The sequence below is a fragment of the Mycobacterium sp. E2497 genome, from assembly GCF_001668695.1.
Classification (GTDB): Bacteria; Actinomycetota; Actinomycetes; order Mycobacteriales; family Mycobacteriaceae; genus Mycobacterium.
Window position 1 is genome coordinate 24,515 of the sequence record NZ_LZKD01000096.1, and the last position, 22,385, is coordinate 46,899.

General features: G+C 68.7%; 20 protein-coding genes and 1 tRNA gene. 9 read left to right on the top strand and 12 right to left on the bottom strand.

The window, feature by feature from the left end; genetic code table 11:
- Positions 1-55: 55 nt before the first annotated feature.
- A complete protein-coding gene (locus A5713_RS07325; protein WP_067917156.1) occupies positions 56-445 on the bottom strand; it encodes a Fur family transcriptional regulator in 390 nt (129 codons plus the stop codon).
- Positions 442-819, bottom strand: a complete 378-nt coding sequence (locus A5713_RS07330; RefSeq protein WP_369804380.1) for an ArsR/SmtB family transcription factor — start codon at positions 817-819, stop codon at positions 442-444. The genes A5713_RS07325 and A5713_RS07330 overlap by 4 nt, the downstream gene beginning before the upstream one ends.
- A 247-nt stretch (positions 820-1,066) precedes the next feature.
- Between A5713_RS07330 and A5713_RS07335 the strand changes: the two genes are divergently transcribed.
- The 3 genes from A5713_RS07335 (at position 1,067) to A5713_RS07345 (ending at position 4,365) form a co-directional block, all read left to right on the top strand.
- A complete protein-coding gene (locus A5713_RS07335; protein WP_067917188.1) occupies positions 1,067-2,464 on the top strand; it encodes a glycine--tRNA ligase in 1,398 nt (465 codons plus the stop codon).
- A gap of 219 nt (positions 2,465-2,683) precedes the next feature.
- Positions 2,684-3,892 carry a PPE family protein gene (locus tag A5713_RS07340; protein WP_068094109.1) on the top strand — a complete coding sequence of 403 codons (1,209 nt, stop codon included), beginning with the start codon at positions 2,684-2,686 and terminating at the stop codon, positions 3,890-3,892.
- A gap of 152 nt (positions 3,893-4,044) precedes the next feature.
- Entirely contained in the window at positions 4,045-4,365 is a 321-nt protein-coding gene (locus A5713_RS07345) for a hypothetical protein (protein ID WP_369804377.1), read from the top strand.
- A 23-nt stretch (positions 4,366-4,388) separates the two neighbouring features.
- On the opposite strand, the gene A5713_RS07350 is transcribed toward A5713_RS07345, so the two are convergent.
- On the bottom strand, positions 4,389-6,371 hold the full coding sequence (locus A5713_RS07350; RefSeq protein ID WP_068094132.1) for a TPM domain-containing protein: 1,983 nt from the start codon (positions 6,369-6,371) through the stop codon (positions 4,389-4,391).
- Between the two features lie 95 nt (positions 6,372-6,466).
- Here A5713_RS07350 and A5713_RS07355 point away from each other — a divergent pair, with 95 nt between their 5' ends.
- From A5713_RS07355 to dnaG, 3 genes are all read left to right on the top strand, one after another.
- Positions 6,467-7,756 (top strand): deoxyguanosinetriphosphate triphosphohydrolase, encoded by a 1,290-nt coding sequence (locus tag A5713_RS07355; protein ID WP_369804378.1) that lies wholly within the window; start codon positions 6,467-6,469, stop codon positions 7,754-7,756.
- Between the two features lie 65 nt (positions 7,757-7,821).
- Complete coding sequence (locus A5713_RS07360; RefSeq protein ID WP_067917164.1) at positions 7,822-8,430, top strand: superoxide dismutase family protein; 609 nt, start codon at positions 7,822-7,824, stop codon at positions 8,428-8,430.
- Between the two features lie 30 nt (positions 8,431-8,460).
- Positions 8,461-10,449 carry a DNA primase gene (dnaG, locus tag A5713_RS07365; RefSeq protein WP_067917166.1) on the top strand — a complete coding sequence of 663 codons (1,989 nt, stop codon included), beginning with the start codon at positions 8,461-8,463 and terminating at the stop codon, positions 10,447-10,449.
- On the opposite strand, the gene A5713_RS07370 is transcribed toward dnaG, so the two are convergent.
- Entirely contained in the window at positions 10,424-10,702 is a 279-nt protein-coding gene (locus A5713_RS07370; protein ID WP_067917168.1) for a hypothetical protein, read from the bottom strand. The genes dnaG and A5713_RS07370 overlap by 26 nt on opposite strands.
- 130 nt (positions 10,703-10,832) lie before the next feature.
- Here A5713_RS07370 and A5713_RS07375 point away from each other — a divergent pair.
- Positions 10,833-10,905 (top strand) — tRNA-Asn (locus A5713_RS07375).
- Between the two features lie 12 nt (positions 10,906-10,917).
- Here the strand turns inward: A5713_RS07375 and A5713_RS07380 are convergent.
- The 8 genes from A5713_RS07380 to A5713_RS07415 all read right to left on the bottom strand — a co-directional run bounded on the left by A5713_RS07380 (position 10,918) and on the right by A5713_RS07415 (position 19,776).
- Positions 10,918-12,564: an NAD-dependent malic enzyme gene (locus A5713_RS07380; RefSeq protein WP_068094119.1), complete on the bottom strand. Its 1,647-nt coding sequence runs from the start codon at positions 12,562-12,564 to the stop codon at positions 10,918-10,920.
- A 99-nt stretch (positions 12,565-12,663) separates the two neighbouring features.
- Positions 12,664-14,064: an NtaA/DmoA family FMN-dependent monooxygenase gene (locus tag A5713_RS07385; RefSeq protein ID WP_369804379.1), complete on the bottom strand. Its 1,401-nt coding sequence runs from the start codon at positions 14,062-14,064 to the stop codon at positions 12,664-12,666.
- A complete protein-coding gene (locus A5713_RS07390) occupies positions 14,046-15,167 on the bottom strand; it encodes an LLM class flavin-dependent oxidoreductase (RefSeq protein WP_068094122.1) in 1,122 nt (373 codons plus the stop codon). Before A5713_RS07390 ends, A5713_RS07385 begins: the two co-directional genes overlap by 19 nt.
- Positions 15,164-16,285: an LLM class flavin-dependent oxidoreductase gene (locus tag A5713_RS07395; protein ID WP_068094123.1), complete on the bottom strand. Its 1,122-nt coding sequence runs from the start codon at positions 16,283-16,285 to the stop codon at positions 15,164-15,166. Before A5713_RS07395 ends, A5713_RS07390 begins: the two co-directional genes overlap by 4 nt.
- 152 nt (positions 16,286-16,437) lie before the next feature.
- A complete protein-coding gene (locus tag A5713_RS07400; protein ID WP_067917178.1) occupies positions 16,438-16,857 on the bottom strand; it encodes a thioredoxin family protein in 420 nt (139 codons plus the stop codon).
- A gap of 7 nt (positions 16,858-16,864) precedes the next feature.
- Entirely contained in the window at positions 16,865-17,554 is a 690-nt protein-coding gene (gene cysE, locus A5713_RS07405; protein WP_067917181.1) for a serine O-acetyltransferase, read from the bottom strand.
- 2 nt (positions 17,555-17,556) lie between these two features.
- Positions 17,557-18,489, bottom strand: a complete 933-nt coding sequence (cysK, locus tag A5713_RS07410; protein ID WP_067917182.1) for a cysteine synthase A — start codon at positions 18,487-18,489, stop codon at positions 17,557-17,559.
- A 9-nt stretch (positions 18,490-18,498) separates the two neighbouring features.
- Positions 18,499-19,776, bottom strand: coding sequence for a thioester domain-containing protein (locus tag A5713_RS07415; RefSeq protein WP_067917184.1), 1,278 nt, complete (start codon positions 19,774-19,776; stop codon positions 18,499-18,501).
- 394 nt (positions 19,777-20,170) lie between these two features.
- Between A5713_RS07415 and A5713_RS07420 the strand changes: the two genes are divergently transcribed.
- Together A5713_RS07420 and A5713_RS07425 are read left to right on the top strand one after the other, a co-directional pair.
- Positions 20,171-21,094: a family 2A encapsulin nanocompartment shell protein gene (locus A5713_RS07420; protein ID WP_067917186.1), complete on the top strand. Its 924-nt coding sequence runs from the start codon at positions 20,171-20,173 to the stop codon at positions 21,092-21,094.
- Positions 21,081-22,385: aminotransferase class V-fold PLP-dependent enzyme (locus A5713_RS07425; protein ID WP_156751787.1), on the top strand; the 1,305-nt coding region annotated here is incomplete at its 3' end. The genes A5713_RS07420 and A5713_RS07425, both read left to right, overlap by 14 nt.

Consider the following 22,385-nt stretch of genomic DNA (forward strand, 5'->3'; position numbering starts at 1 on the left):
TGAAACTGGTTTCACGTTCGGCCGCGATCGTGAAGCCAGCTTCACGGCCGGCGGGTTATTGGCAGTCCTTGCAGGTGCCGAAGATCTCGATGGTGTGGCTGACGTCGGAATAGCCGTGTTTGGCCGCGACCTGCGCCGCCCACTCCTCGACCTCGTGGTCGCCGACTTCGATGGTGGAACCGCAGCCGCGGCAGACCAGGTGATGATGGTGGTGTTCGGAGCACCTACGGTAGACCGACTCGCCGGTGTCGGTGCGCAGCGTGTCGACCATGCCGGCCGCCGCCATCGACTGCAGCGTCCGGTAGACCGTGGTCAACCCGATGTTCTCGCCGCGGCGGCGCAGCTCGTCGTGCAACTCCTGCGCCGAGCGGAAGTCGTCGAGGGTGTCCATCAGGGTGGCGATCGCCGCCCGCTGACGGGTCGACCGGACGCTCGCGCCTGTCATTGGGCGTCCTCACTCGCGTGGGCGACCGCGTCCACGACGATGTGCGCCAGGTGATGGTCGGCCAGCCGGTAGAGCACCTCGCGGCCGGAGCGCTCGCCGGTGACGACGCCGGCGGCCTTGAGGATCTTCAGGTGCTGGCTGACCAGTGGCTGCGGGACGCCGAGCGCGTCGACCAGCTCGTGCACGCAGCGGTGGGATTCACGCAGCTGCAGCACGATGGCGATCCGCACCGGAGCTGCCAGCGCGCGCAGGAGCTCGCCGGCCGCGTCCAGGATCTCCCGCGACGGCGGGACGGGATAGTCGGCCAGCGCGCGATGTCCGCCGGGCCCGGCGTCGCCGTGTTCCTGGGCGACCGCGGTCATGGCCGATCCCATGCCGCTACCGGCGGTGGCCGGCATCGGGGAAGGCGGGGAGGGGGACATCGCCATGGGAGAGAGTCATCACCTTCGAGAAGTGCCAGGTAGTGGGGAGGTCCCGCCGTGAGGTCTCGCGGACGGCCGACTTCCACTGTCACATGCATGATGACGCATGTCAAAGACCCCGGCGCCGATCGCTACCATGACTGATGCTCTGCGCACGGCGGCCGGCCGCCGCGCGCGCCCGTTCAAACCCGGAAAGGGAGTGCACCACCCCGTGGCGTCCGTCATCGACACCGTAGTGAACCTGGCCAAACGGCGCGGCTTCGTCTTTCCCTCGGGTGAGATCTACGGCGGCACCCGGTCGGCGTGGGACTACGGGCCGTTGGGTGTGGAGCTCAAGGAGAACATCAAACGGCAGTGGTGGCGCTCGGTGGTGACCGGGCGCGACGACGTGGTGGGGCTCGATTCGTCGATCATCCTGCCGCGGCAGGTGTGGGTGGCCTCCGGCCACGTCGAGGTCTTCCACGATCCGCTGGTCGAGTGCCTCAACTGCCACCACCGGCACCGCCAGGACCACATGCAGGAGGCGTACGCGGCGAAGAAGGGGATCGACGACCCCGACTCGGTGCCGATGACCGAGATCGTCTGCCCGGACTGCGGCACCAAGGGGCGCTGGACCGAGCCCCGCGAGTTCAACATGATGCTCAAGACCTACCTGGGGCCCATCGAGACCGAGGAGGGGCTGCACTACCTGCGTCCGGAGACCGCGCAGGGTATCTTCGTCAACTTCGCCAACGTCGCCACCACCGCGCGAAAGAAGCCGCCATTCGGTATCGGCCAGATCGGCAAGAGTTTCCGCAACGAGATCACGCCGGGCAATTTCATTTTCCGGACCCGCGAGTTCGAACAAATGGAAATGGAGTTCTTCGTCGAGCCGTCGACCGCCAAGGAATGGCACCAGTATTGGATTGACACCCGGCTGCAATGGTATGTCGAGCTGGGCATCAACCCGGAGAATCTGCGGTTATTCGAGCACCCGGCGGAGAAGCTTTCGCACTACTCCGACCGCACCGTCGACATCGAGTACAAGTTCGGCTTCGCCGGCAACCCGTGGGGCGAGCTGGAAGGCGTGGCCAATCGGACCGATTTCGACTTGTCCACCCACGCAAAGCATTCCGGAGCCGACCTGTCGTACTACGACCAGGTGACCGATACGCGGTACACCCCGTACGTCATCGAACCCGCCGCCGGTCTCACCCGGTCGTTCATGGCGTTTCTGATCGATGCCTACACCGAGGACGAGGCGCCCAACGCCAAGGGCGTCATGGAGAAGCGCACGGTCCTGCGCCTGGACCCGCGGCTGGCGCCGGTCAAGGCCGCGGTGCTGCCGCTGTCCCGGCACGCCGACCTGAGTCCCAAGGCGCGCGACTTGGCCGCAGAGTTGCGCACCTGCTGGAACATCGATTTCGACGACGCCGGCGCGATCGGGCGACGCTACCGGCGCCAGGACGAGGTGGGGACGCCGTTCTGTGTGACGGTGGACTTCGATTCGCTCGAAGACAACGCCGTCACCGTGCGCCGGCGCGATGACATGACGCAGGAGCGAGTCGCGATGAACGCCGTGGCCGACTATCTGGCCGCGCGGCTCAAGGGCTGCTGACCGGTTCCGGCGGCGCCCCGCCGGCGTCCTGAATCGCCTGGTGGACAGGCCCCCACACCCCTGCGCCGCGTAATTAAACGTTTCGTAAAAAAGCGGCTTCGGGTACCCGATTGCCTTAAGCTCTTAAGGCGATGTTCCTCACCTGTCTAGTCGCCGGGGGTGGGTGTCGATTCGTGTGAGCGTAGGTGCCGTTGACTCGGTCGGTGGGTTGGGGATGTGATGATTCCAGCTTTTCTGTTCTTCCCCCCCGAGATCAACTCTGCGCTCATGTATGGCGGCGCCGGGCCCGGCTCATTGTTGACGGCGGCCTCCGCCTGGCAGGCGCTGGCGGAGGATTTGGCGGCTGCTGCTGCGTCATTTGAAGCGGTTGTGACGGGAGTGGCCGCCGGGCCCTGGACCGGCCCCTCCTCGGCGGCGATGGTGGCGGCGTCGACGCCGTACCTGCAGTGGCTGATCTCGGCCGCCGCACAAGCCGAGATGGCGGCCGCCCAGGCGACGGCGGCGGCGACGGCCTACGAGGCGGCGTTCATGGCGACGGTGCCCACCCCGGAGGTGCTCGCCAACCGCCTCCGGTTGCTGATGCTGATCGCGACGAACTTCTTCGGTCAGAACACGCCGGCGATCGCGATGACCGAAATCGAATACATGGAGATGTGGGCCCAGGACGTGGCCGCAATGGTCGGCTATCACGTCGGGGCGCAGACGGTGGCGGCGACGCTGCCGGCCTTCAGCGCCCCGCCGGTAGCCCTGGGTGGCTTGGCGGGCTTGGTGACGGCGCCGCTGGACTGGGCGTCCCAGGCTTTCGGGGCGGTCGGGTCGCTGGGGGCCTCGTTCGTGTCCGAGCTGCAGTCGGTGTTGGGGGCGTTTTTCCCCGGCCTGTCGTCGGTGACGTCATTGCTGTCGTCGATGCCGGTGACGACGATGACCGCGCTGGCGCCGATCGGGATGTATCCCGCGAGCGCGCTGATGTCCCCGATGATGGTGCTGGCCCACAGCGTGGGGCCTGCGGCACCGGCGGCGGCCGGCGTCACCACCGTGTCCGCGGAGGTTCCACTCGCCCCCGCGGGTGGGGTCCACGGGCTGCAGTCGCTCGGCGGGCTGGGCCCGGCCATGGCCGGGATGGGCACCGCGCGGTTTGTGGGGGCGATTACGGTACCGCCGACCTGGCAGGGGTCGATGCCGGTGCCGGCGGTCCTGACGAGTCTGGCGGTACCGGCGCTGGGCACCCAACTGCCCACCCCGATCGCGACCGCCGGTTCGTCCTCGGCGTCGTCGGCACCCGCCGGTTCTACGCCGGCCGTGGCCATGGCGGTGGATGAACGGGACGCCGACGCGAACAAGACCGATCGGCGGGGGCGCCGCGGCGGGGAGAACCCGCACGTGGTCCAGTCGCGCCCCAAGGTGGTGCCGCGGACCAAGGGCGGATGAGGGCCGACGACCGCATCCGGTTCGGGCATTCGCTTGTCGAAAGCAAATCCACGTTTTTCGGGTATTTGTCTCGAGTTTGGCTTACGATGTGGCTGCTTGGTGTTATTGGGTTCGGCCACAGCGTCCGAAGATCGGCTGTGGAAGGGGGCAACATGCTTTTGCCTCTTGGTCCGCCGCTACCAGATGACTCGGTGGCAGCGGTTCGGGGTGAGTCGGGGATGCTCGGCGGCTTGTCGGTTCCGCTGAAGTGGGGTGTGGCCGTGCCGCCGGATGACTACGACCACTGGGCCCCGAAGCCGGACCCGAGCGCCGACGCGGCCGACCCGTGCGCGGACGTCCCCGCCCCCGCCGCGGTCGCGGTTGCGGAGGCCACTCAGTGGAACGAGTGGACGCGGTGGGAAGGCGAAGCCGAACCCCACTTCGAAATGCCGCGCAGCGGGGGCGTGATCCCGCATTCGCCGGCCGCCGGCTGACGGCCGGATCCCCGGTGGGCGGCTCAGAATCGGCCGCCGCCGCCCATGAAGCCGCCGCCTGACGAACCGCCGAACGATGTGGGAGTCCAGCCGCCGCCGAATCCGCCCCGCATGCCGCCGCTGAGCACGTTGCCGATGATGATTCCGCCCAGCATCGCGCCCATGTCGCCGCCCCCGCCACGGGTGAAGGCCCGCTGAGCCGACTGCACGTCGGCGTTGGCCAACGACTGCGCCTGGGCGGCCAGCGTCGATGCCGCGTTGGCGTGGGAAATCGCGTCGGCCGCGTGCGCCGCCCTCTTGTCCCGTGCGGCTTGCAGGTGCCGTTCGGCTTCGGCAAGCCGGGTGCGGGCCTCCGGCCCGACACTGCCGCGTCGCGTGTCGATGTAGTCCGAGACCGCCCGCACCCGGGATTCCGCGGTGAACAGCGCCTGCTCCAGTGACCGGTTGAGCTGGTCGGCGGCGGCCTGCTCCTGCGCGAGCGTGACCAGCAGCCGGTTGAGATCGGCATCCGCCTTGGCCAACTGCGCGAAGGCGCCCAGCGGGTCGGTGGAGGCGCCGGCGCGCGCACCGTCGACGGCCCGCGCGGCCGCATCGCGCGCGGAGATCAGATCGCCGGTATGGGCGGATTTGGTGGTTTGCGCCTTCTGCAGGAGATCGTTCGCGCGCTCGATGTCCGCCTGAATGTCGGCCATGGCCGACGGCAGCCGGTCGATGGCGTGCTGGATGTCGGTGGCCGCGTTGTCCACCGCGTCGAGCAGCGCCCGAGCCTGCCCGAGCGCCGACTCGGCGGCACGGACGGCGTCCACCAGGCCGGCCTGCCGGCCGCTGACCGCCTCGCCGGCCAGCTCACGGGCGGTGCTGATGTTGCGGTCGGCGAACGCCAGCCGCTCCTTGGCGGCCGAGACGTTGCCGGACACCGAAGTCAGTGCGGCAGCGTCGAATTGGTGGTGCAGCTCAGCCAGTCGCTGTTCTGCGGGGGCTATCCGGGTGGTGAGCTCGACGTACTGCCGGGTCAGCGCGTCGAGCCGCGACGGGGCGTTGATCACCAGATCGCGCAGGTTCTCGAAGGCTTCGGTCTGTGACTCCAGCTCACGGTCGGCGCGGGCCGCGGACACCACGACCCGGGTGAGTAGGTCGCGGCGCTGGTCGGGGGTCTCCGGTGTGCCGTCGTCGAGCTGTTGGCGGACCGTGAACGCTTGCGACAGAGCGGCTTTGGCGTTGTCCACGGCCTGGGTGAACGGTCGGGTCCGCTCTTCGCCGAACTCGGCGACCGCCAGGGCGAGTTCGTTGGCGCTGGTTCGCACGGCGTTGTCGACATCCACCACCAGTGCGCGGGACAGGTCGTCGAGGGCCTGCAACGGCACGGCGGCCAGCGCGTCGACGTCGGTGGGATCGACGCGCCGGGCTGCGGCGAATTGGGCCGCGCGGCGCCGCCGGCCGCGGTAGCGCATGACCAACAGCAGGGCCGTCACCGCGGCGAGAATGATCGCCAGCGTGACCAGCAGGGCGACCCGGCCCGACGAGCCCGGCGACGTGTTGAGCCCATTGGCCGCCACGACCGCGGCGCCGCTCCAGTCGCCGTTGTGCAGGGCGGGCTCGATCTTGTTGTGCCGCAAGTCATCGACCTGGCGGGCGTTGACGCTCTTGACGGTGGATGGCACCAGGAAGGCGTACGCACGGCTGTTGGTCGCGACCGCCAGCAGGGCGTCATAGCCGCCCAGATCGCTGGCGCTCACCGTGCGCTGTGCCCAGCTCACCGCGCCCTGGCCGGAGAAGTCGTCGACGTAGACCACCCACAGCCGGATGTGGCGATCCGTGTACAGCTTGCCCACCGCCGACGTGACCGCCGCGCGGCCGGAGTCCGTCAGGACGCCCGCGTTGTCGGTGACGTAGTCCGCGAGCCGGAACGGGGGTTGCGCGCCGGCCGCGGGTGCAACCAGCAGCCCGCCGCCGAGACCGAGCGCGAGAATCGCCCCGATTAGACCGAGCAGGCGGGCAGTGCGCATGCGCATGAGGTCAATTTAGCGCCGCCGGGATGCGGGCAAATACGCGCGCGCCGGCCCGGTACCTCGTCGGGCATTCCCTGGCAGACTGTGCTGCGGTGATTGAGAAGGTGAACACGAATCGGCAAGACCCTTACGACGACTTCGACCGTCAACGGCGGGTATGCGAAGCGCCGAAGACTGCGGGTCTGCCGGGTACGGAAGGTCAGCACCGTACCGACTTCGCGCGGGACCGGGCCCGCGTGTTGCACAGCGCCGCGCTGCGCCGGCTGGCAGACAAGACCCAGGTGGTCGGGCCTCGCGAGGGCGACACGCCGCGCACCCGGCTGACGCACTCGCTGGAGGTCGCCCAGATCGGGCGGGGGATGGCGGTTGGCCTGGGCTGCGACCTCGACCTGGTCGAGCTGGCCGGGCTGGCGCACGACATCGGCCACCCGCCCTACGGGCACAACGGCGAGCGCGCCCTGGACGAGGTCGCTGCCGGCCACGGCGGTTTCGAGGGCAATGCGCAGAACTTCCGCATCTTGACCAGCCTGGAGCCCAAAGTCCTTGACGAACAAGGCAATAGCGCGGGGCTGAACCTGACCCGCGCGTCATTGGACGCGGTCACCAAGTATCCGTGGTACCGCGGCAAGGGTCCCGGCAAAGAGAAGAAAAAGTTCGGTTTCTACGAGGAGGACCGCGAGCCGGCGGACTGGGTGCGGGCCGGCGCGCCGGAAGGCCGGATGTGCCTGGAAGCGCAAGTGATGGACTGGGCCGACGATATCGCCTACTCCGTCCATGACGTCGAGGACGGCGTCGTCTCCCAACGCATCGACCTGCGGGTGCTCGCCGATGAGCACGAGGCGGCCGCGCTGGCCAAACTGGGTGAGAGCGAGTTCTTCCGGGTCAGCGCCGACGACTTCCTGGCGGCCGCGGGGCGGCTCTCGGCGTTGCCGGTGGTGGCAGCCGTCGGAAAGTACGACGCCACCTTGTCGGCGTCCGTCGCGCTCAAGCGACTGACCAGTGAACTGGTCGGCAGGTTCGCGTCGGCCGCCATCGCCACCACCCGCGCCGCGGCCGGTCCCGGGCCGCTGGTGCGCTACCGGGCCGACCTGCTGGTCCCTGACCTGGTGCGTGCCGAGGTCGCCCTGCTGAAAATCCTTGCGCTGCAGTTCATCATGTCCGACCCGCGCCATCTGGACACCCAGGGCATGCAACGCCAACGGATCCACCGGGTGGCGCAATGGCTGCACGCCGGGGCGCCGCACACGCTCGACCCGGTCTTCGCCGCGGCGTTCACCGTCGCGGCCGACGACCGCGCCCGGTTACGGGTCATCGTCGACCAGATCGCCTCCTATACCGAGGGCCGGCTGGAACGCATCGACGCGCGTCAGACCACCGGTTAGGCCGCGGCCCCGGCGCAGGTCATCCCACGGCAGCGCCGTCGCCGTCGCGGACTAGGCTGCCCCGCATGACCAAATTCAGCGGCATCGCCACCCTCGCGGTGGGGCTTCCCGTCGCCGTCATGACCGCCTGCAGCTCGCCGCAACACGCGAGCACCCAGCCCGGCACCACCCCTCCGGTCAAGAGCGCCCCGCCGGCATCGTCGGGCGAGACGACCACGCCGGCGCCCAACGGCGAATCGCTCAGCGCGCAACTGAAGACGCCGGACGGCCGGTCCGTCGCCACGGCGACGTTCGACTTCACCGGCGGCTACGTGACCGTCACCGTCAAGACGGTCGCCCCGGGCATCTTGACGCCGGGCTTTCATGGCTTGCACGTCCACCAGATCGGCAAGTGCGAGCCCAACTCCGTCGCCCCGACCGGCGGTCCGCCCGGAAACTTCCTGTCGGCAGGCGGTCATTACAACGCGCCCGGCCACACCGGGAAGCCCGAAAGCGGCGACCTGACGTCGCTCGAGGTGCGTCAGGACGGGTCGGCCTACCTGGTGACCACCACCGACGCCTTCACCCGGGACGTCCTGGTGGGCGGCGACGGCAAGGCGTTGATGTTGCACGGCGCCGAATACAGCGACAACGCGATGGACCGGGTGGCGTGCGGCGTCATCGGAACCGGATAGCCGGCCGGCTCGGCGCTCTAGACTGAGCCGATGTCCAGCCCGGCAGGTTCGTGGGGGCGCCAACCGCGCGCGGGGGAGGACGACGCCCGGCCCAGGGGCCGCGGCCGGATCCCCGACCGCGACATCGCCGCCATCCGCGAGCGCGTCCGCATCGACGAAGTCGTCGGCGACTACGTCCAATTGCGGCGCGCCGGAGCCGATTCCCTCAAGGGCCTGTGCCCGTTCCACGACGAGAAGTCGCCGTCGTTCCACGTTCGCCCCAACCACGGCCACTTCCACTGCTTCGGCTGCGGGGAAGGCGGCGACGTCTACGCGTTCATCCAGAAGATCGAACACGTCACCTTCGTCGAGGCCGTTGAACTCCTCGCCGACCGGATCGGCCACACCATCAGCTACACCGGCCCGGCGACCAGCGTGCAGCGGGACCGCGGGAGTCGCAGCCGGCTGGTCGCGGCCAACGCGGCCGCGGCGGAGTTCTACGCCGCGGCGCTGGAGTCCGCCGAGGCCGCGCCGGCCCGCCAGTACCTGACCGAGCGGAATTTCGACGCCGAGGCGGCCCGTCGCTTCGGCTGCGGCTTCGCGCCGTCCGGCTGGGACTCGCTGACGAAACATCTGGTGCGCAAGGGTTTCGAGTTCAAGGAGCTGGAGGCGGCCGGCCTCTCGCGGCAGGGCCGGCGCGGCCCCATCGACCGCTTCCACCGCCGGCTGCTGTGGCCCATCCGCACCGCGGCCGGCGAGGTGATCGGGTTCGGCGCCCGCCGCCTGTTCGACGACGACCCGATGGAAGCCAAGTACATCAACACCCCCGAGACGCTGCTGTACAAGAAGTCGTCGGTGATGTTCGGCATCGATCTGGCCAAGCGCGACATCGCCAAGGGACACCAGGCGGTCGTCGTCGAGGGCTACACCGACGTGATGGCGATGCATCTGGCCGGCGTCACCACCGCGGTGGCGTCGTGCGGCACCGCGTTCGGTGACGAGCACCTGGCGATGCTGCGGCGGCTCATGATGGACGACAGCTTCTTCCGCGGCGAGTTGATCTACGTCTTCGACGGTGACGAGGCCGGGCGGGCTGCGGCGCTCAAGGCCTTCGGCGGGGAGCAGAACCTGGCGGGGCAGTCGTTCGTCGCGGTGGCCCCGGACGGCATGGATCCCTGCGACCTGCGCCTGAAGTCCGGCGACGGCGCCCTGCGCGACCTGGTGGCGCGGCGCACCCCGTTGTTCGAGTTCGCGATCCGCACGGCGATCGCCGAGATGGACCTGGACAGCGCCGAGGGCAGGGTCGGGGCGCTGCGCCGATGCGTGCCGATGGTGTCCCAGATCAAAGACCCGACGCTGCGCGACGAGTACGCCCGCCAGCTCGCCGGCTGGGTCGGCTGGGACGACGTCGCCCAGGTCATCGACCGGGTGCGCAGTCAGGCCAAGAAGTCGCCGGCCCCCGCCCGGGGCGGTGGCGGTGCGAACGCCTCCCGCCGGGCCCCCCAGCAGGCCCGTGCGGCGGCGCCGGCGCAACCGGCCGCCACCCGCCCCGACCCGCGCGACCCGACCCTGCGGCTCCAGCGCGAGGCGCTCAAGTCGGCGCTGCAGTCGCCGGCGCTGGCCGGGCCGGTGTTCGACACGCTGACGGTCGAAAGCTTCACCCATCCCGGGTACGCCGCCGTGCGCGGCGCCATCGAGGCCGCGGGCGGCACGTCCAGCGGCGTCACGGGGGCGCAGTGGATCGACGCGGTGCGCCAGCGCGCCGGATCCGACCTGACCGCGGGGTTGATCAACGAGCTGGGCGTGGAGGCCATCGAGGTCGACGACGAGAAGCTGCCCCGCTACATCGCCGGCGTGCTGGCCCGGCTGCAGGAAGTGTGGATGGGCCACCAGATCGCCGAGGTGAAGTCAAAGCTGCAGCGCATGTCGCCGATCGAACAGGGTGACGAGTACCACGCGTTGTTCGGTGACCTGGTCGCGATGGAGGCCTACCGGCGCAGCCTGCTGGAGCAGGCTAGCGGCGACGATCTGCCGATGTGAGGGCCTCGTCGGCCGTTCGCCCGGGGTCACGCTCCATGATGGCCGTCTGGTCGTCGATGTCGGCGACGGTCACGAATCCGGCGTCCGGGGAGATCCGGTTCGCGATCTTGCGGCGCCCCCCTTCGATCACCGACTTGGCCACGGGACTGCTGGTCAGCGCCCGATAGGTGCCCACGATCTGCTCGTATCGGCGCCGCCCGGCCTTCGAGCCCAGCACGTAACCCAGTCCAAGCACCACGACATACCGGATCAAAACGTTCCTCCCGACTAGCGACGGTTCCATCCTGCCTCACCCGGGCGGGTGCGTGCGCGCCCGATCCGTCCCGGCGTCTAGTTGGGCGCGGTTGTGCCAGTACGCTAGAGTCGTCCCGCGATCGTGTTGATCCCCTGTAGCTCAATTGGCAGAGCGTTCGGCTGTTAACCGATAGGTTCCTGGTTCGAGTCCAGGCGGGGGAGCAAGGCCGAGAACTAGTCGTATTTCGGGGTCCACACGGTGTCCAGGACGGCTTGCCGGGGGTCGGCGTGCGTCCGCGTCGCTACCCCTTCGGCGACGGCGGCGAGATACACGGCTTCGGCAACCGCCGTCGAGATGGCGCGCAAGTCCCGGACGTCGGGCAGCAAGGAATCCCCGAGGGCTGACGGGCTGGCTTGTCGCACAACGGCTTCCGCCGCCGCCTGCAGCATCCCCTTGGTCAGCAGCCGGGCCCCGGCGACGATGATGCCCAGCCCGATCCCGGGGAACACCAGCACGTTGTTGGCCTGGCCGATGGTGTAGGTGGTGCCGTCGTACTCGACCGGCGCGACGGGGGTTCCCGTGGTGATCAGCGCCTTGCCGTCGGACCACTGCAGCAGGTCGCCCGGCACGGCTTCCATGCGCGAGGTGGGGTTGGACAGCGGGAAGATCATCGGGCGCTCGCAGGAGGCGACCATGGCCCGCACGACCTTCTCGGTGAACGCGCCGAACACGGCCGATGCGCCCAGCAGGATGGTGGGGGAGGCGAGCTTGATGGTGTCCACCAAGCCCACCCGCTCGCCTTCGGTCACGCCCAGCCGGGCGCGGTTCTTGGCGTAGGGCACCTGGAAATCGCGCAGGTCGTCCATGTCGTCGAACAGCAGGCCCTGCCTGTCGATCGGCCAGATCTGCGCCGTGGCCTGCTCGACGGTGGCGCCGTCGGAAACCATCGCATCGCGAATCTGATCGGCCACCCCGATCCCGGCGGTGCCGGCCCCGAAGACCACCACCGTTTGGTCGCGCATCGGCACGCCGGTGATGTGGCATCCGCCGTACACGGCCGCGACGACCACGGCGCCGGTGCCCTGGATGTCGTCGTTGAACACGCAGTACTTGTCGCCGTACGTGTGCAGGATCCGCCGGGCGTTCAGGGGCCCGAAGTCCTCGAAATGCAGGATGGCGCTCGGGAACAGCCGGTGCGCGGTTTCGATGTAGCGATTGACGAAGTCGTCGTATTCGGCGCCGCGCCGCCGGGCGTGACGATTGCCCAGGTAGAACGGATCCTGCAAAAGTTGTTCGTTGTCGGTGCCGACATCCAGCGAGACCGCGATGCAGCGGCGCGGGTCGATACCGGCGCCGGCGGTGTACAGCGCCAGCTTGCCCACCGCGATCTGGATGCCGCCCACGCCCCAGTCACCGATGCCCAGGATCGCTTCGGCGTCGGTGCACACGATCAGGTCGACGTCGCCGGGCTCCAGCCCGAAGGTCGCGAAGGCCGCCTCGATGTCGTCGGGCTCGTCGATGCTCAGGAACAGCCCGCGCTGCCCGCGGTATTCGTCGGAGAACCGTTGAATGGCCTCGCCGACGGTGGGGGTGTAGACCACCGGCATCAGCTCGGGCAGGTGGTCTTCGAGCACCTTGTAGTAGAGCAGTTCGTGGCGGTAGTGCAGCTGTTCCAGCAGCAGGTTGCGGCCCAGATCGGTTGCCAGGCTCTGCAATTGATGCCACACCCGGTCGGCCTGTTCGTCGAGCGTGAGCACCGCCGAGGGCAGTCGTCCGGTCAGCCCCAGCCGGTGGCGCTGCTCGTGCGTGAAACCGACCCCGCGGTTCAGGCTCGGCGCAGCGAGTGCCGGCGGGATCCGCGGCGCGTGGGCGTCGCTCATCGCAATCTCCGTCCCCTACGTGGCCCCCTGGGGCAACCGTAGCGTCGATCGCGGTGAACGCATCTTGAAGAGGGTTTGAAGCGCCGGCGGCGAGCTTCCTCAGTCGCCGACCGCCACATCCGTCCGGGCCCCCGACCACCCCGAGACGGGCAACAAGCCCAAGTGTTCACGCAGCGTCGTGCCGCGGTATTCGGTGCGGAAGCTGCCGCGCTCCTGCAGCAGGGGCACCACCTTGTCGACGAACTCGTCGAGGCCGTGCGGTGTCAGGTGGGGCACCAGGATGAAACCGTCGCAGGCGTCCGACTGCACGTGGTTGTCGATTTCATCGGCGACCTGCGCCGGGGTCCCCACGAACTGCTGGCGGCTCGTCACCTCGATGATCAACTCGCGAATGGACAGGTTCTCCGCCTCTGCGCGGGCCCGCCACGCCGCCGCGACGGTTTTCGGGTCGCCATGGCGGACGCGGCCACGGGTGATGTCGGGATTCTCGACCGGATCGATATCGGGCAGCGGCCCGTCTGGGTCGTAAGCCGACAGGTCGACTCCCCACACCTGCTCGAGGAATGCGATCGCCGTCGGGCCGCTGACCTGTTGCTCGCGGATGTGGCGCGCGTTGTCCTGCGCCTCCTCGGGGGTGTCGCCGAGCGCAAACGTCGCGCCAGGCAGGACCTTGAGTTGATCGGGTGCCCGCCCGAGGGCGGAGGCGCGTGCCTTCACGTCGGCGTAGTACCGCTGACCGGCTTCCAGCGATCCGTGCAGCGTGAACAGGGCGTCGGCGTGCTTGGCGCCGAAGTCGCGGCCGTCGCTGGAGTCGCCGGCCTGCAACAGCACGGGATGGCCTTGCGGTCCGGCGGGCAGCGACGCCACGCCGCGGACGTCGAATTGCGGGCCGTGGTGCTCGACGGTGTGGATGCGGGCGGGATCCGCGTAGATCCCCGCATCGACGTCGGCGACCACGGCATCGGGTTGCCAGCCGTCCCAGAACCTCCGGGCGACGGTGACGAATTCCTCGGCCCGCTTGTATCGATCGGCGTGGTCGAGGAATCCGCCGCGACGGAAGTTCTCTCCGGTGAACGCGTCGGACGAGGTGACCATGTTCCACGCCGCGCGCCCGTCCGACAGATGGTCCAGGGTCGCGAATTGCCTTGCCACCTCGTAGGGTTCATTGAACGTGGTGTTGATGGTGCCGGCCAGGCCGAGCCGTTCGGTGACCGCGGCGAGCGCGGCCAGCACGGTGAACGTGTCGGGCCTGCCCACGACGTCGAGGTCGTGAATCTTGCCACGGTGCTCACGCAACCGCAGGCCCTCGGCTAAAAAGAAGAAGTCGAACAGCCCCCGCTCTGCGGTTTGGGCCAGGTGCACAAAGGATTCGAACGCGATCTGACTGCCCGCGCTCGGATCCGACCACACGGTGGTGTTGTTCACCCCGGGAAAGTGGGCGCCGAGGATGATCTGCTTGCGGCGTTCTGGGATTCGAACGCTCATCCGGTCAGCCCCCATCGTTTGGCGATCAATTCGTGCGAGCGCAGCCGGTCGGTGTGCCGATGCGTCACGGACGTGATGACGAGTTCGTCGGCGCCGGTCACTCGGCGCAGCCGCTCCAGTCGATCGGCGACTTCGTCGGGGTTGCCGACGAATTGCGTCGCGGTGCGGTCGGCTACCAGGTCGCCCTGGTCCTCGGTGAGTGGCCCGCATAGGTCGGGGTCGGGGTAGGGGATCGCGCCCCGGCCGCTGCGGATGGAATACACCCAGCGCCCGTAACTGGACGCGAGGTGCCGTGCGGTGGCGCTGTCGTCGGCGACCACGACGTCGGCGGAGACCACCACATACGGCTCGGTCAGCCAAGTCGACGGCCGGAATGCTGCGCGGTAAGCCGCGATCGCGTCGAGCGCGGTGCCAGGGGTGATGTGATAGCTCGCCACGAACGGCAGCCCACGAGCGCCGGCGACTTCCGCGCTCTGCCCCCGGGTGCTGCCGAAGATCCACGGTGTCAGCTGGCCGTGTTCGCCCGGTACGGCGTGCAATTCGTGGCCGTCGACGCAGTACGAGCCGTCGAGCAACGCTTCGATGGCGGCGATCTGCTCGGCGAAGTCGGCGGGTTGCGCGCAGGGCTGGGCGAGCGCGGACGCCTGCGCCCGTATCCGCCCGCTCTTCATCAGAGAGGTCGGATCGAACGGCGGGGGGATGACGATGCCGTCGATGTCGCCCCACGGCCGAGGGGCGCGCGAAGTCGTCGGCGCCGGGGACGTGGCGGCCTCCGTGCGTCGCTGCCCGGATCGGCCGAGCCCCATGTCAATGCGGCCGGGGTAAAGCGCGTCGATGATGCCGAAGCTCTCCACGACCGCGATCGGCGTGGTGTGGCCGATCTGCACCGCGGCCGAGCCGACGCGGATGTGGTCGGTGGCCGCGGCGATCTGGCCGATCAGGACTGCCGGCGACGAGCTGGCGACCGCGACGAAGTGGTGCTCGGCGAGCCAGTAGCGCTTGTAGCCCCATTGCTCGGCGTGCTGGGCGAGGTCGAGGGTGTTGCGCAGCGCGGTCGCGGCGTCGCACCCGGCGCTGATCGGGGACAGGTCGAGGATCGACAGTGGGGTGACGGTCACGTCGGCACCGTCGCGTAGCGGTTGGGTGCGGGGGCCAATCCGAGGCGTTCGCGCAGGGTTTCGCCGTCGCGGTAGCCGGTGCGGAACACCCCGGCGCGCTGCAGCAGCGGCACCAGCTTGTCGACGATCGCGGGCAGGTCGATCGCGTTGACCGCGGGCCGCAACCGGACCCCGTCGACCCCGGCGTCGTGCCAGGCGAGCAGCATGTCGGCCAAATCGTCTGCGCTGCCGGAAAATACGTGTGCGTCCGAGGAAATGGCCGCCCTGGGCGTCAATGGGTCCTCGACGAGCGAGACGACGAGGTCGGCGTAGACCTTGAGCGCGCGACCGGCGGCGCGCTCCGCCGCGGCGACGTCCCCCAGGATCACGCGCAGGGACTCCTCGTCGTGCGGGGTGACCAGGACGAGGTCGGCGCCGGTCGCGGCGAACCCATAGACGCGCGGCTGATGTGCCAGCGCGATGACCACCGGTTGGCCCTGCGGTGGCCGCGGGGTGATGGACGGGCCCTTGACCTCGAAGAACTTGCCGACGAAGTCGATGTAGTGCAGCTTGTCGCGGTCGATGTAGCGCCCGGTGGTCACGTCCCGGATGACGGCGTCGTCCTCCCAGCTGTCCCAGAGCCGCCGCACCACATCCACGGCGTCGGCGGCCTCGTCGAACAGCGGCTCGGCCTCGACGGCGGTCCGCCGCCCGAACAGCGCGGCCTCGTGCGCCGTGGCGCTCACCCGCACCTGCCAGCCCGCCCGCCCGTGCGAGATATGGTCCAGCGTCGCAATGGCTTTGGATACGTGGAAGGGTTCGGTGTGCGTCACCGTCGCCACCGGCGCCAGGCCGATGTGGGTGGTGACCGGCGCGATGCGCGCGGCCACCAGCACGGCGTCGGCTCGGCCCGCCAACCGCCGCGGAGACACCTCGGGCCGCCGGCCCGGTTGCACATCGAGGCTGTCGTCGATGGTCAGGAAATCGAGCAGGCCGCGCTCTGCAACCCGAGCCAGGTCCGCCCAGTACCGGCCGCCGAGGTGTCCGCCGCCGGTTGCGTTGTGCGCGAAGGCGTATCGCCACGCGTGCGAATGCCAGCCGTAGCCGTCCAGCCCCACGGCCAAGTGTAGCTTCGTCATGGCAGGCCTTCCGATTGCGGTGCCAACCCACTGTGCAACGCCGTGCGCGACGATGCATTCCGCAACCGAATTAAGTTCGCGGCGAGTAATATTTCGCCGAGTTCACGCCGCCACGCGTGGCGCAAAATCGTTCGATTTCTTGGTGATTCGAGCTACGCCAACAGGGGCTGTAACAATGCTCGCAGGTCGCCGGCCTTCGGCACGCCGGCACTGCGGTAGCGCTGGCGGCCCTCGGCGTCGAAGATCAACGTCGTCGGCAGGGACAACACCGAGAGCCGTTTGGCGGCCGCGGGATTGGCGTCTATATCGATCTCCACGTGCGACACGTCGCCGAGGTCGGCACACACTTGGTCGACTACGCGGCGAACCGCTCCGCATGGCCCACACCACGCGGCGCTGAAGTGCACGACCGTCGGCCCCGTCGATGCCAAGCCGAGGTCCGAGTTGTCGTGTTCGGAATCGGTGCCGGTCTCGCGCAGCACGCCCGAGCGTCGATTGAGCACCGCACCGATCGCGGTCGCAGCGCTCAGCGCTGCGACCAGGGCCGTTCCGGCGATGACAAGAGTGCTCACGGGGTCCTCAGATGGAGAAGTCTTCGCCGTGCCACACCCCGGCCTCGGGTGGCCGGATCACGCGGCCGGTCTCCGAACCGTCCACCCGGTTCTCCAGCTTGGAAACCCTGGTGAGCAGCGACTGCAGGCTGACACCGACGAGGTCGGGCATCATCGCGTCGTCGGAGCCACCGGGCGCGGGCCGGCTGCGGCTGATGACCTGCCCGGGAACTCCCACCACCACCGAGCTCGACGGCACCTCCTTGACCACCACGGCGTTGGCGCCGATCCGGCTGTCGTCGCCGATTTTGATCGCGCCGAGCACCTTCGCGCCGGCGCCGATGGTCACCCGGTCCCCGATGGTGGGGTGGCGTTTGCCGGTGTCCCGTCCGCTGCCGCCGAGGGTGACGCCGTGGTAGATCGTCACGTCCTCGCCGACCTCGGCAGTCTCGCCGATGACCACGCCCGTCGCGTGGTCGATGAACAGGCCGGGGCCGAGGACGGCGCCCGGGTGGATGTCGACCCCGGTCAGGATGCGAGTGACTTCGTTGAGTATCCGGGCGGCCAGCCGCGCACCGCGGTTCCATAACCGGTGGCTGATTCGATGTCCCCAGATCGCGTGCACGCCGGGATAGGCGAGGATCACCTGGAGCGTGGTCGGTCGGGCTGGGTCGCGCTCCCTGGCGGCCTGGATGTCACGTCGTATGTCCGCGAGCATGGCTAATCCGCCAGGTCGGCAAAGAGTGGGGTGCTCAAATACCGCTCACCGAAGCTGGGCAGCACCACCACCACCAGCTTGCCGGCGTTTTCGGGACGGCGCGCCACCTGCAGCGCCGCGACCACTGCGGCGCCCGAGGAGATGCCGACCAGCAGCCCCTCCTCCCGGGCCAACCGCCGCGCCATGTCCAGCGATTCTTCGTTGCCGACGGCGATGATCTCGTCTACCAGGTCGACGTCGAGCACCGGCGGGATGAATCCGGCCCCGATGCCCTGAATGGGATGCGGCCCCTTCTGCCCGCCGGACAGGACCGCTGAGGCGGAGGGCTCCACGGCCACGAAGCGCGCCGACGGCTTGCGCTCCTTGATGACCTGAGCGACGCCGGTGAGCGTTCCCCCGGTGCCCACCCCGGCCACGAAGAAGTCGATCTTGCCGTCGGTGTCCCGCCAGACCTCCTCAGCGGTGGTTTTGCGGTGGATCGCGGGGTTCGCGGGGTTCTCGAACTGTTGGGGGATGAAATACCGTTGGTCGTTCTTGGCCAGCTCTTCGGCCTTGGCGATGGCCCCCGCCATGCCTTCGGTGCCCGGCGTCAGCACGATCTCGGCGCCGAACGCGCGCAACAACATTCGGCGTTCCGTGCTCATCGTATCCGGCATGGTCAGCACGCACCGATAGCCGCGTGCGGCGCACACCATCGCGAGCGCGATGCCGGTGTTTCCGCTCGTCGGCTCCAGGACGATGGTGTCGGGCTTGATCAGCCCCGCCTCCTCCGCCGCGTCCAGCATGGCGACCCCGATGCGGTCCTTCACGCTGTTCGCCGGGTTGAAGAACTCCAGCTTGGCGACGACGTCGGCGACCGCCCCTTCGGTGACCCGGTTCAGCCGGACCAGCGGCGTGTTCCCGATCAGTTGTGTGACGTTATCTGCGATGCTCATCTGTCTTCCTCAGGCGATGTCGGTACATGACTCGTCGGTCTGCCAGCTGATGTCGAATTCGATGGCCACGTCCGTGGGCACGGTGAGCGCGATCGGTGTGAATCGGTGTGATGCCCCCTCCTGTGCGACTCCGGTCAGCACCCGCCCGCTGAAGCTCTGCGGTGTTGTTGCCGTGACGGTCGTTGTGGACGTACCCGGTGCGGGCCGCAGGTAAAAGTCCGTGCCCGCCTGCACAATGCCGACGATGTTCGCACCGTCGGAGTCGACGAGTGTGTGTCCTTCACCGACGTTGAGTTTCAACGGGATTGGCACTTGAAACGGTCCTATTAGCTCCGAATTGGCGGTTGCTTCGGTGTCGACTAGCTGTGGCTCCACGGTATCGCGCAGGGCTTTGCGCGCCCCGTCAACCAAATAATTGTAGAGGTGCACAATGCGGTCGGCATTGCGGTAGTGGCGGGCACCGGTCAGCCAGAAGCGAACATGGTCGATTGTCGGGTTGGCGGCGTCCGTCGTCGCGACCAACCGGTAGTGGCGATAGCCGCGCCCGCCGCCGCCGTGGCTGCTGGTCGACAGCGTGCTGCCCACCCCGAGGGTGCGCCGATGGCGGCCCGTGCCCGCGTCTACTGTTAGATGGGAGCGCGAAATGTCTTGCCAGACAACACCATCAGCCGACTTCTGCAGCTTCAGGCCGACGGCGGCGTCGGACGCCACCCACACCGAGTAGCCGCCCAACTGCGGTTCGCCGTCGAATTCGAAGGTGATCACGCGTCCGCCCGCTCGGCGCACCTTGACGGGAACGTTGAGGGGCCGGGTGTCGAGATCCAAACCGTTGGTGAAATGCCAAATCGCGGCCTGCGTTGCGGCTATCGCTTCATGTTCGCTGATGTGGGCACGTCCCAGCGCGTCGCGCGCGGCGCGCAGTTCGTCGCTCAGTGCGGCGGCCGAGCGCATCGGGAAGGAGTTGCGCAGGATCCAGTCGACCTCCGCTTCGTGGTCGCGGCTGCGCAGGTGGGGCAGCGCGGACCAGCTGTCCAGGCGGTATCGGGATGGCTCATGAGGCGCGATGCCGAAGAAGTCCAGCGAATACGCGTGCAGGTTGGGATTGACCCTGATCAGGTCGGTGCGTGCAGAGCTACCGTCGGCGAACACGATCGTGTCCACGGTATGCGAGTACGTGCCGCCGCGGTAGCGCGTCATCCGCGCGAGCTCGGTTGCCGGCCGGACGAGGACCCGGCGGCGGGTCTCCACCGGCGCCGAGGCGCGGGTGGGTATGGACAACACTGTCATGAGTGGTTGATCTTCCTGAAAGGCGTTGGTTACGAATGCGCGCCCGGCGACCGCGGGGAAGACGGATAGCCCATCCACCGGCGGGAGAGCGCGGAATTTTCTAAGGCGTCGTAAGAGCGTCAGGAAATCAACAACAGCGACAACAACGGCCGGCGACAATGCAGCGCGAAGGAACGAAGCGCAGCTGAACGGCCTGTTGCATAGGCCCCACTATAGGGGCAGACGACGATCACTGTCAGATCGCGGGCGGTTTACGGCCCTTTTACTCAGTACGCAAGTAAAGGCTGTGCGGCGCTCCTAAACTTGCCTAAGCTCGGCGCGCGGACCCGGTCACGGCCGGTGACATGGACCTGCCGCACCACGCCGCGGTATTCGACCGACCATGGAGGACCCAATGACGTCGGCTCAAAGCGAGTCTCAGGCACTTGGCGATCTCGCAGCCAGGCAGCTTGCCAATGCGACCAAGACCGTCCCGCAGCTTTCGACCATCACCCCCCGCTGGTTGCTGCATCTGCTCAGTTGGGTCCCGGTGGAAGCGGGCCTGTACCGGGTGAACCGGGTGGTCAACCCCGAAGGGGTGGCGATCAAGGCCGAAGCGGGCGCGGGCACCGAAGAACCCCTGCCGGAGACCTACGTCGACTACGAGACGAGTCCGCGCGAATACACGCTGCGCAGCATCTCGACCCTGGTCGACATCCACACGCGGGTCTCCGACCTGTACTCGAGCCCGCACGATCAGATCGCGCAGCAGCTGCGGCTGACCATCGAGACGATCAAGGAACGCCAGGAGTTCGAGCTGGTCAACAGCCCCGAGTACGGGCTGCTCGCCCAGGCGACTCCCGAGCAGACGATCCAGACGCTGGCCGGCGCCCCGACGCCCGACGACCTGGATGCGCTGATCACCAAGGTCTGGAAGACGCCCAGCTTCTTCCTGACCCATCCGCTGGGCATCGCCGCGTTCGGCCGTGAGGCCACCTACCGGGGCGTGCCACCGGTGGTCGTGAGCCTGTTCGGCGCGCAGTTCATCACCTGGCGCGGCATCCCGCTGATTCCGTCGGACAAGGTTCCGGTGGAGGACGGCAAGACCAAGTTCATCCTGGTGCGCACCGGTGAGGAGCGGCAGGGCGTGGTGGGCCTGTTCCAGCCGGGACTGGTTGGCGAACAGGCGCCGGGCCTCTCGGTGCGGTTCACCGGCATCAACCAGTCGGCGATCGCGACCTACCTGGTGACCCTCTACACGTCCCTCGCCGTGCTTACCGACGACGCGCTCGGCGTGCTGGACGGCGTCGCCGTGGACCAGTTCCATGAGTACAAGTGAGTACCGCGCGGTAGACGCCGAAAGCGACCTGCCGATCAGCGCCGCGGAGCTCGCCGCGCTGGCCAGCCAGTTGTATGCGGCCAGCATCCGCCCGGGTCCGGATAGCCCGCCGCAGTCGGTGCCGGCCGCCCCGCGGGGCGGCGTGCCCGACGTCACGGCCGTGACGTCGGAGGGGCAGGCGGCGGCGGGCACCGCTGATGTGTATCCGGCGCCGGTTCCGGCGCTGGGTTTCACCGACATCGATCTGCCGGCGCCGGCGTCTCCCGGACCCGAGGTCCCGCCGCAGGCGGTGCCCGTCGCGCCGCGGGGCGGCGTGCCGGACACGACGGCCGCGACGTCGGCCGGGCAGGCCGCCGCGGGTACCGCCGATGTGTATCCGGCGCCGGTTCCGGCGCTGGGTTTCACCGACATCTACCTCCCCGCGCCGACGTCACCCGAACCCGAAGCCCCGCCGCAGGCGGTGCCGGTCGCCCCCCGCGGCGGTGTGCCCGATACGACGGCGGCACCGGCAGGTCCCCATCTACCGCCCAGCGCCACCCACCCGGGCGGATTCGTGGTGCCCCGTGGCATCGTGCCGACGGTCCCCGGAGTGCTGGCCGGGACGCCGCCGGCTGTTCCGGCGGCCCAGCGCAATTCGGCGCCGTGGTGGCTGCCCGAGGCTCCGGCGGCCGTCAACCTTGGCTGGTCTGACGCGCCGGCGGCCGCGCCGGTGGGCGACGAACAGAACTACCGCTTCCTGACGGCGACCGAGTCGGTGCCGCGATTGCGGGACGACCATGAGGTGTTCGACGTCAACGCGATCCGGGCGGACTTCCCGATCCTGAAGGAGGTCGTCAACGGTAAGCCGTTGATCTGGTTCGACAATGCGGCGACCACCCAGAAGCCCCAGGTGGTGATCGACCGGCTGGTGCGGTTCTACTCTCACGAGAATTCGAACATCCACCGCGCCGCACACGAGCTGGCGGCGCGGGCCACCGATGCCTATGAAGAGGCCCGCGACACCGTGGCCGATTTCATCGGCGCCCCGAGCTCCGAGAACATCGTGTTCGTGCGCGGCACCACCGAGGCGATCAACCTGGTGGCGCACGCCTGGGGCGCAAAGCATTTGCAACCGGGCGACGAGATCGTCATCACCCACCTCGAACACCACGCGAACATCGTTCCCTGGCAGCTCATTTCGCAGAAGACCGGCGCGATCCTGAAGGTCGCGCCGATCGACGACGCGGGCAACCTGTTGCTGAGCGAATTCGAGGAACTGCTCGGTCCGCGGACGAAGCTGGTGGCCGCCACC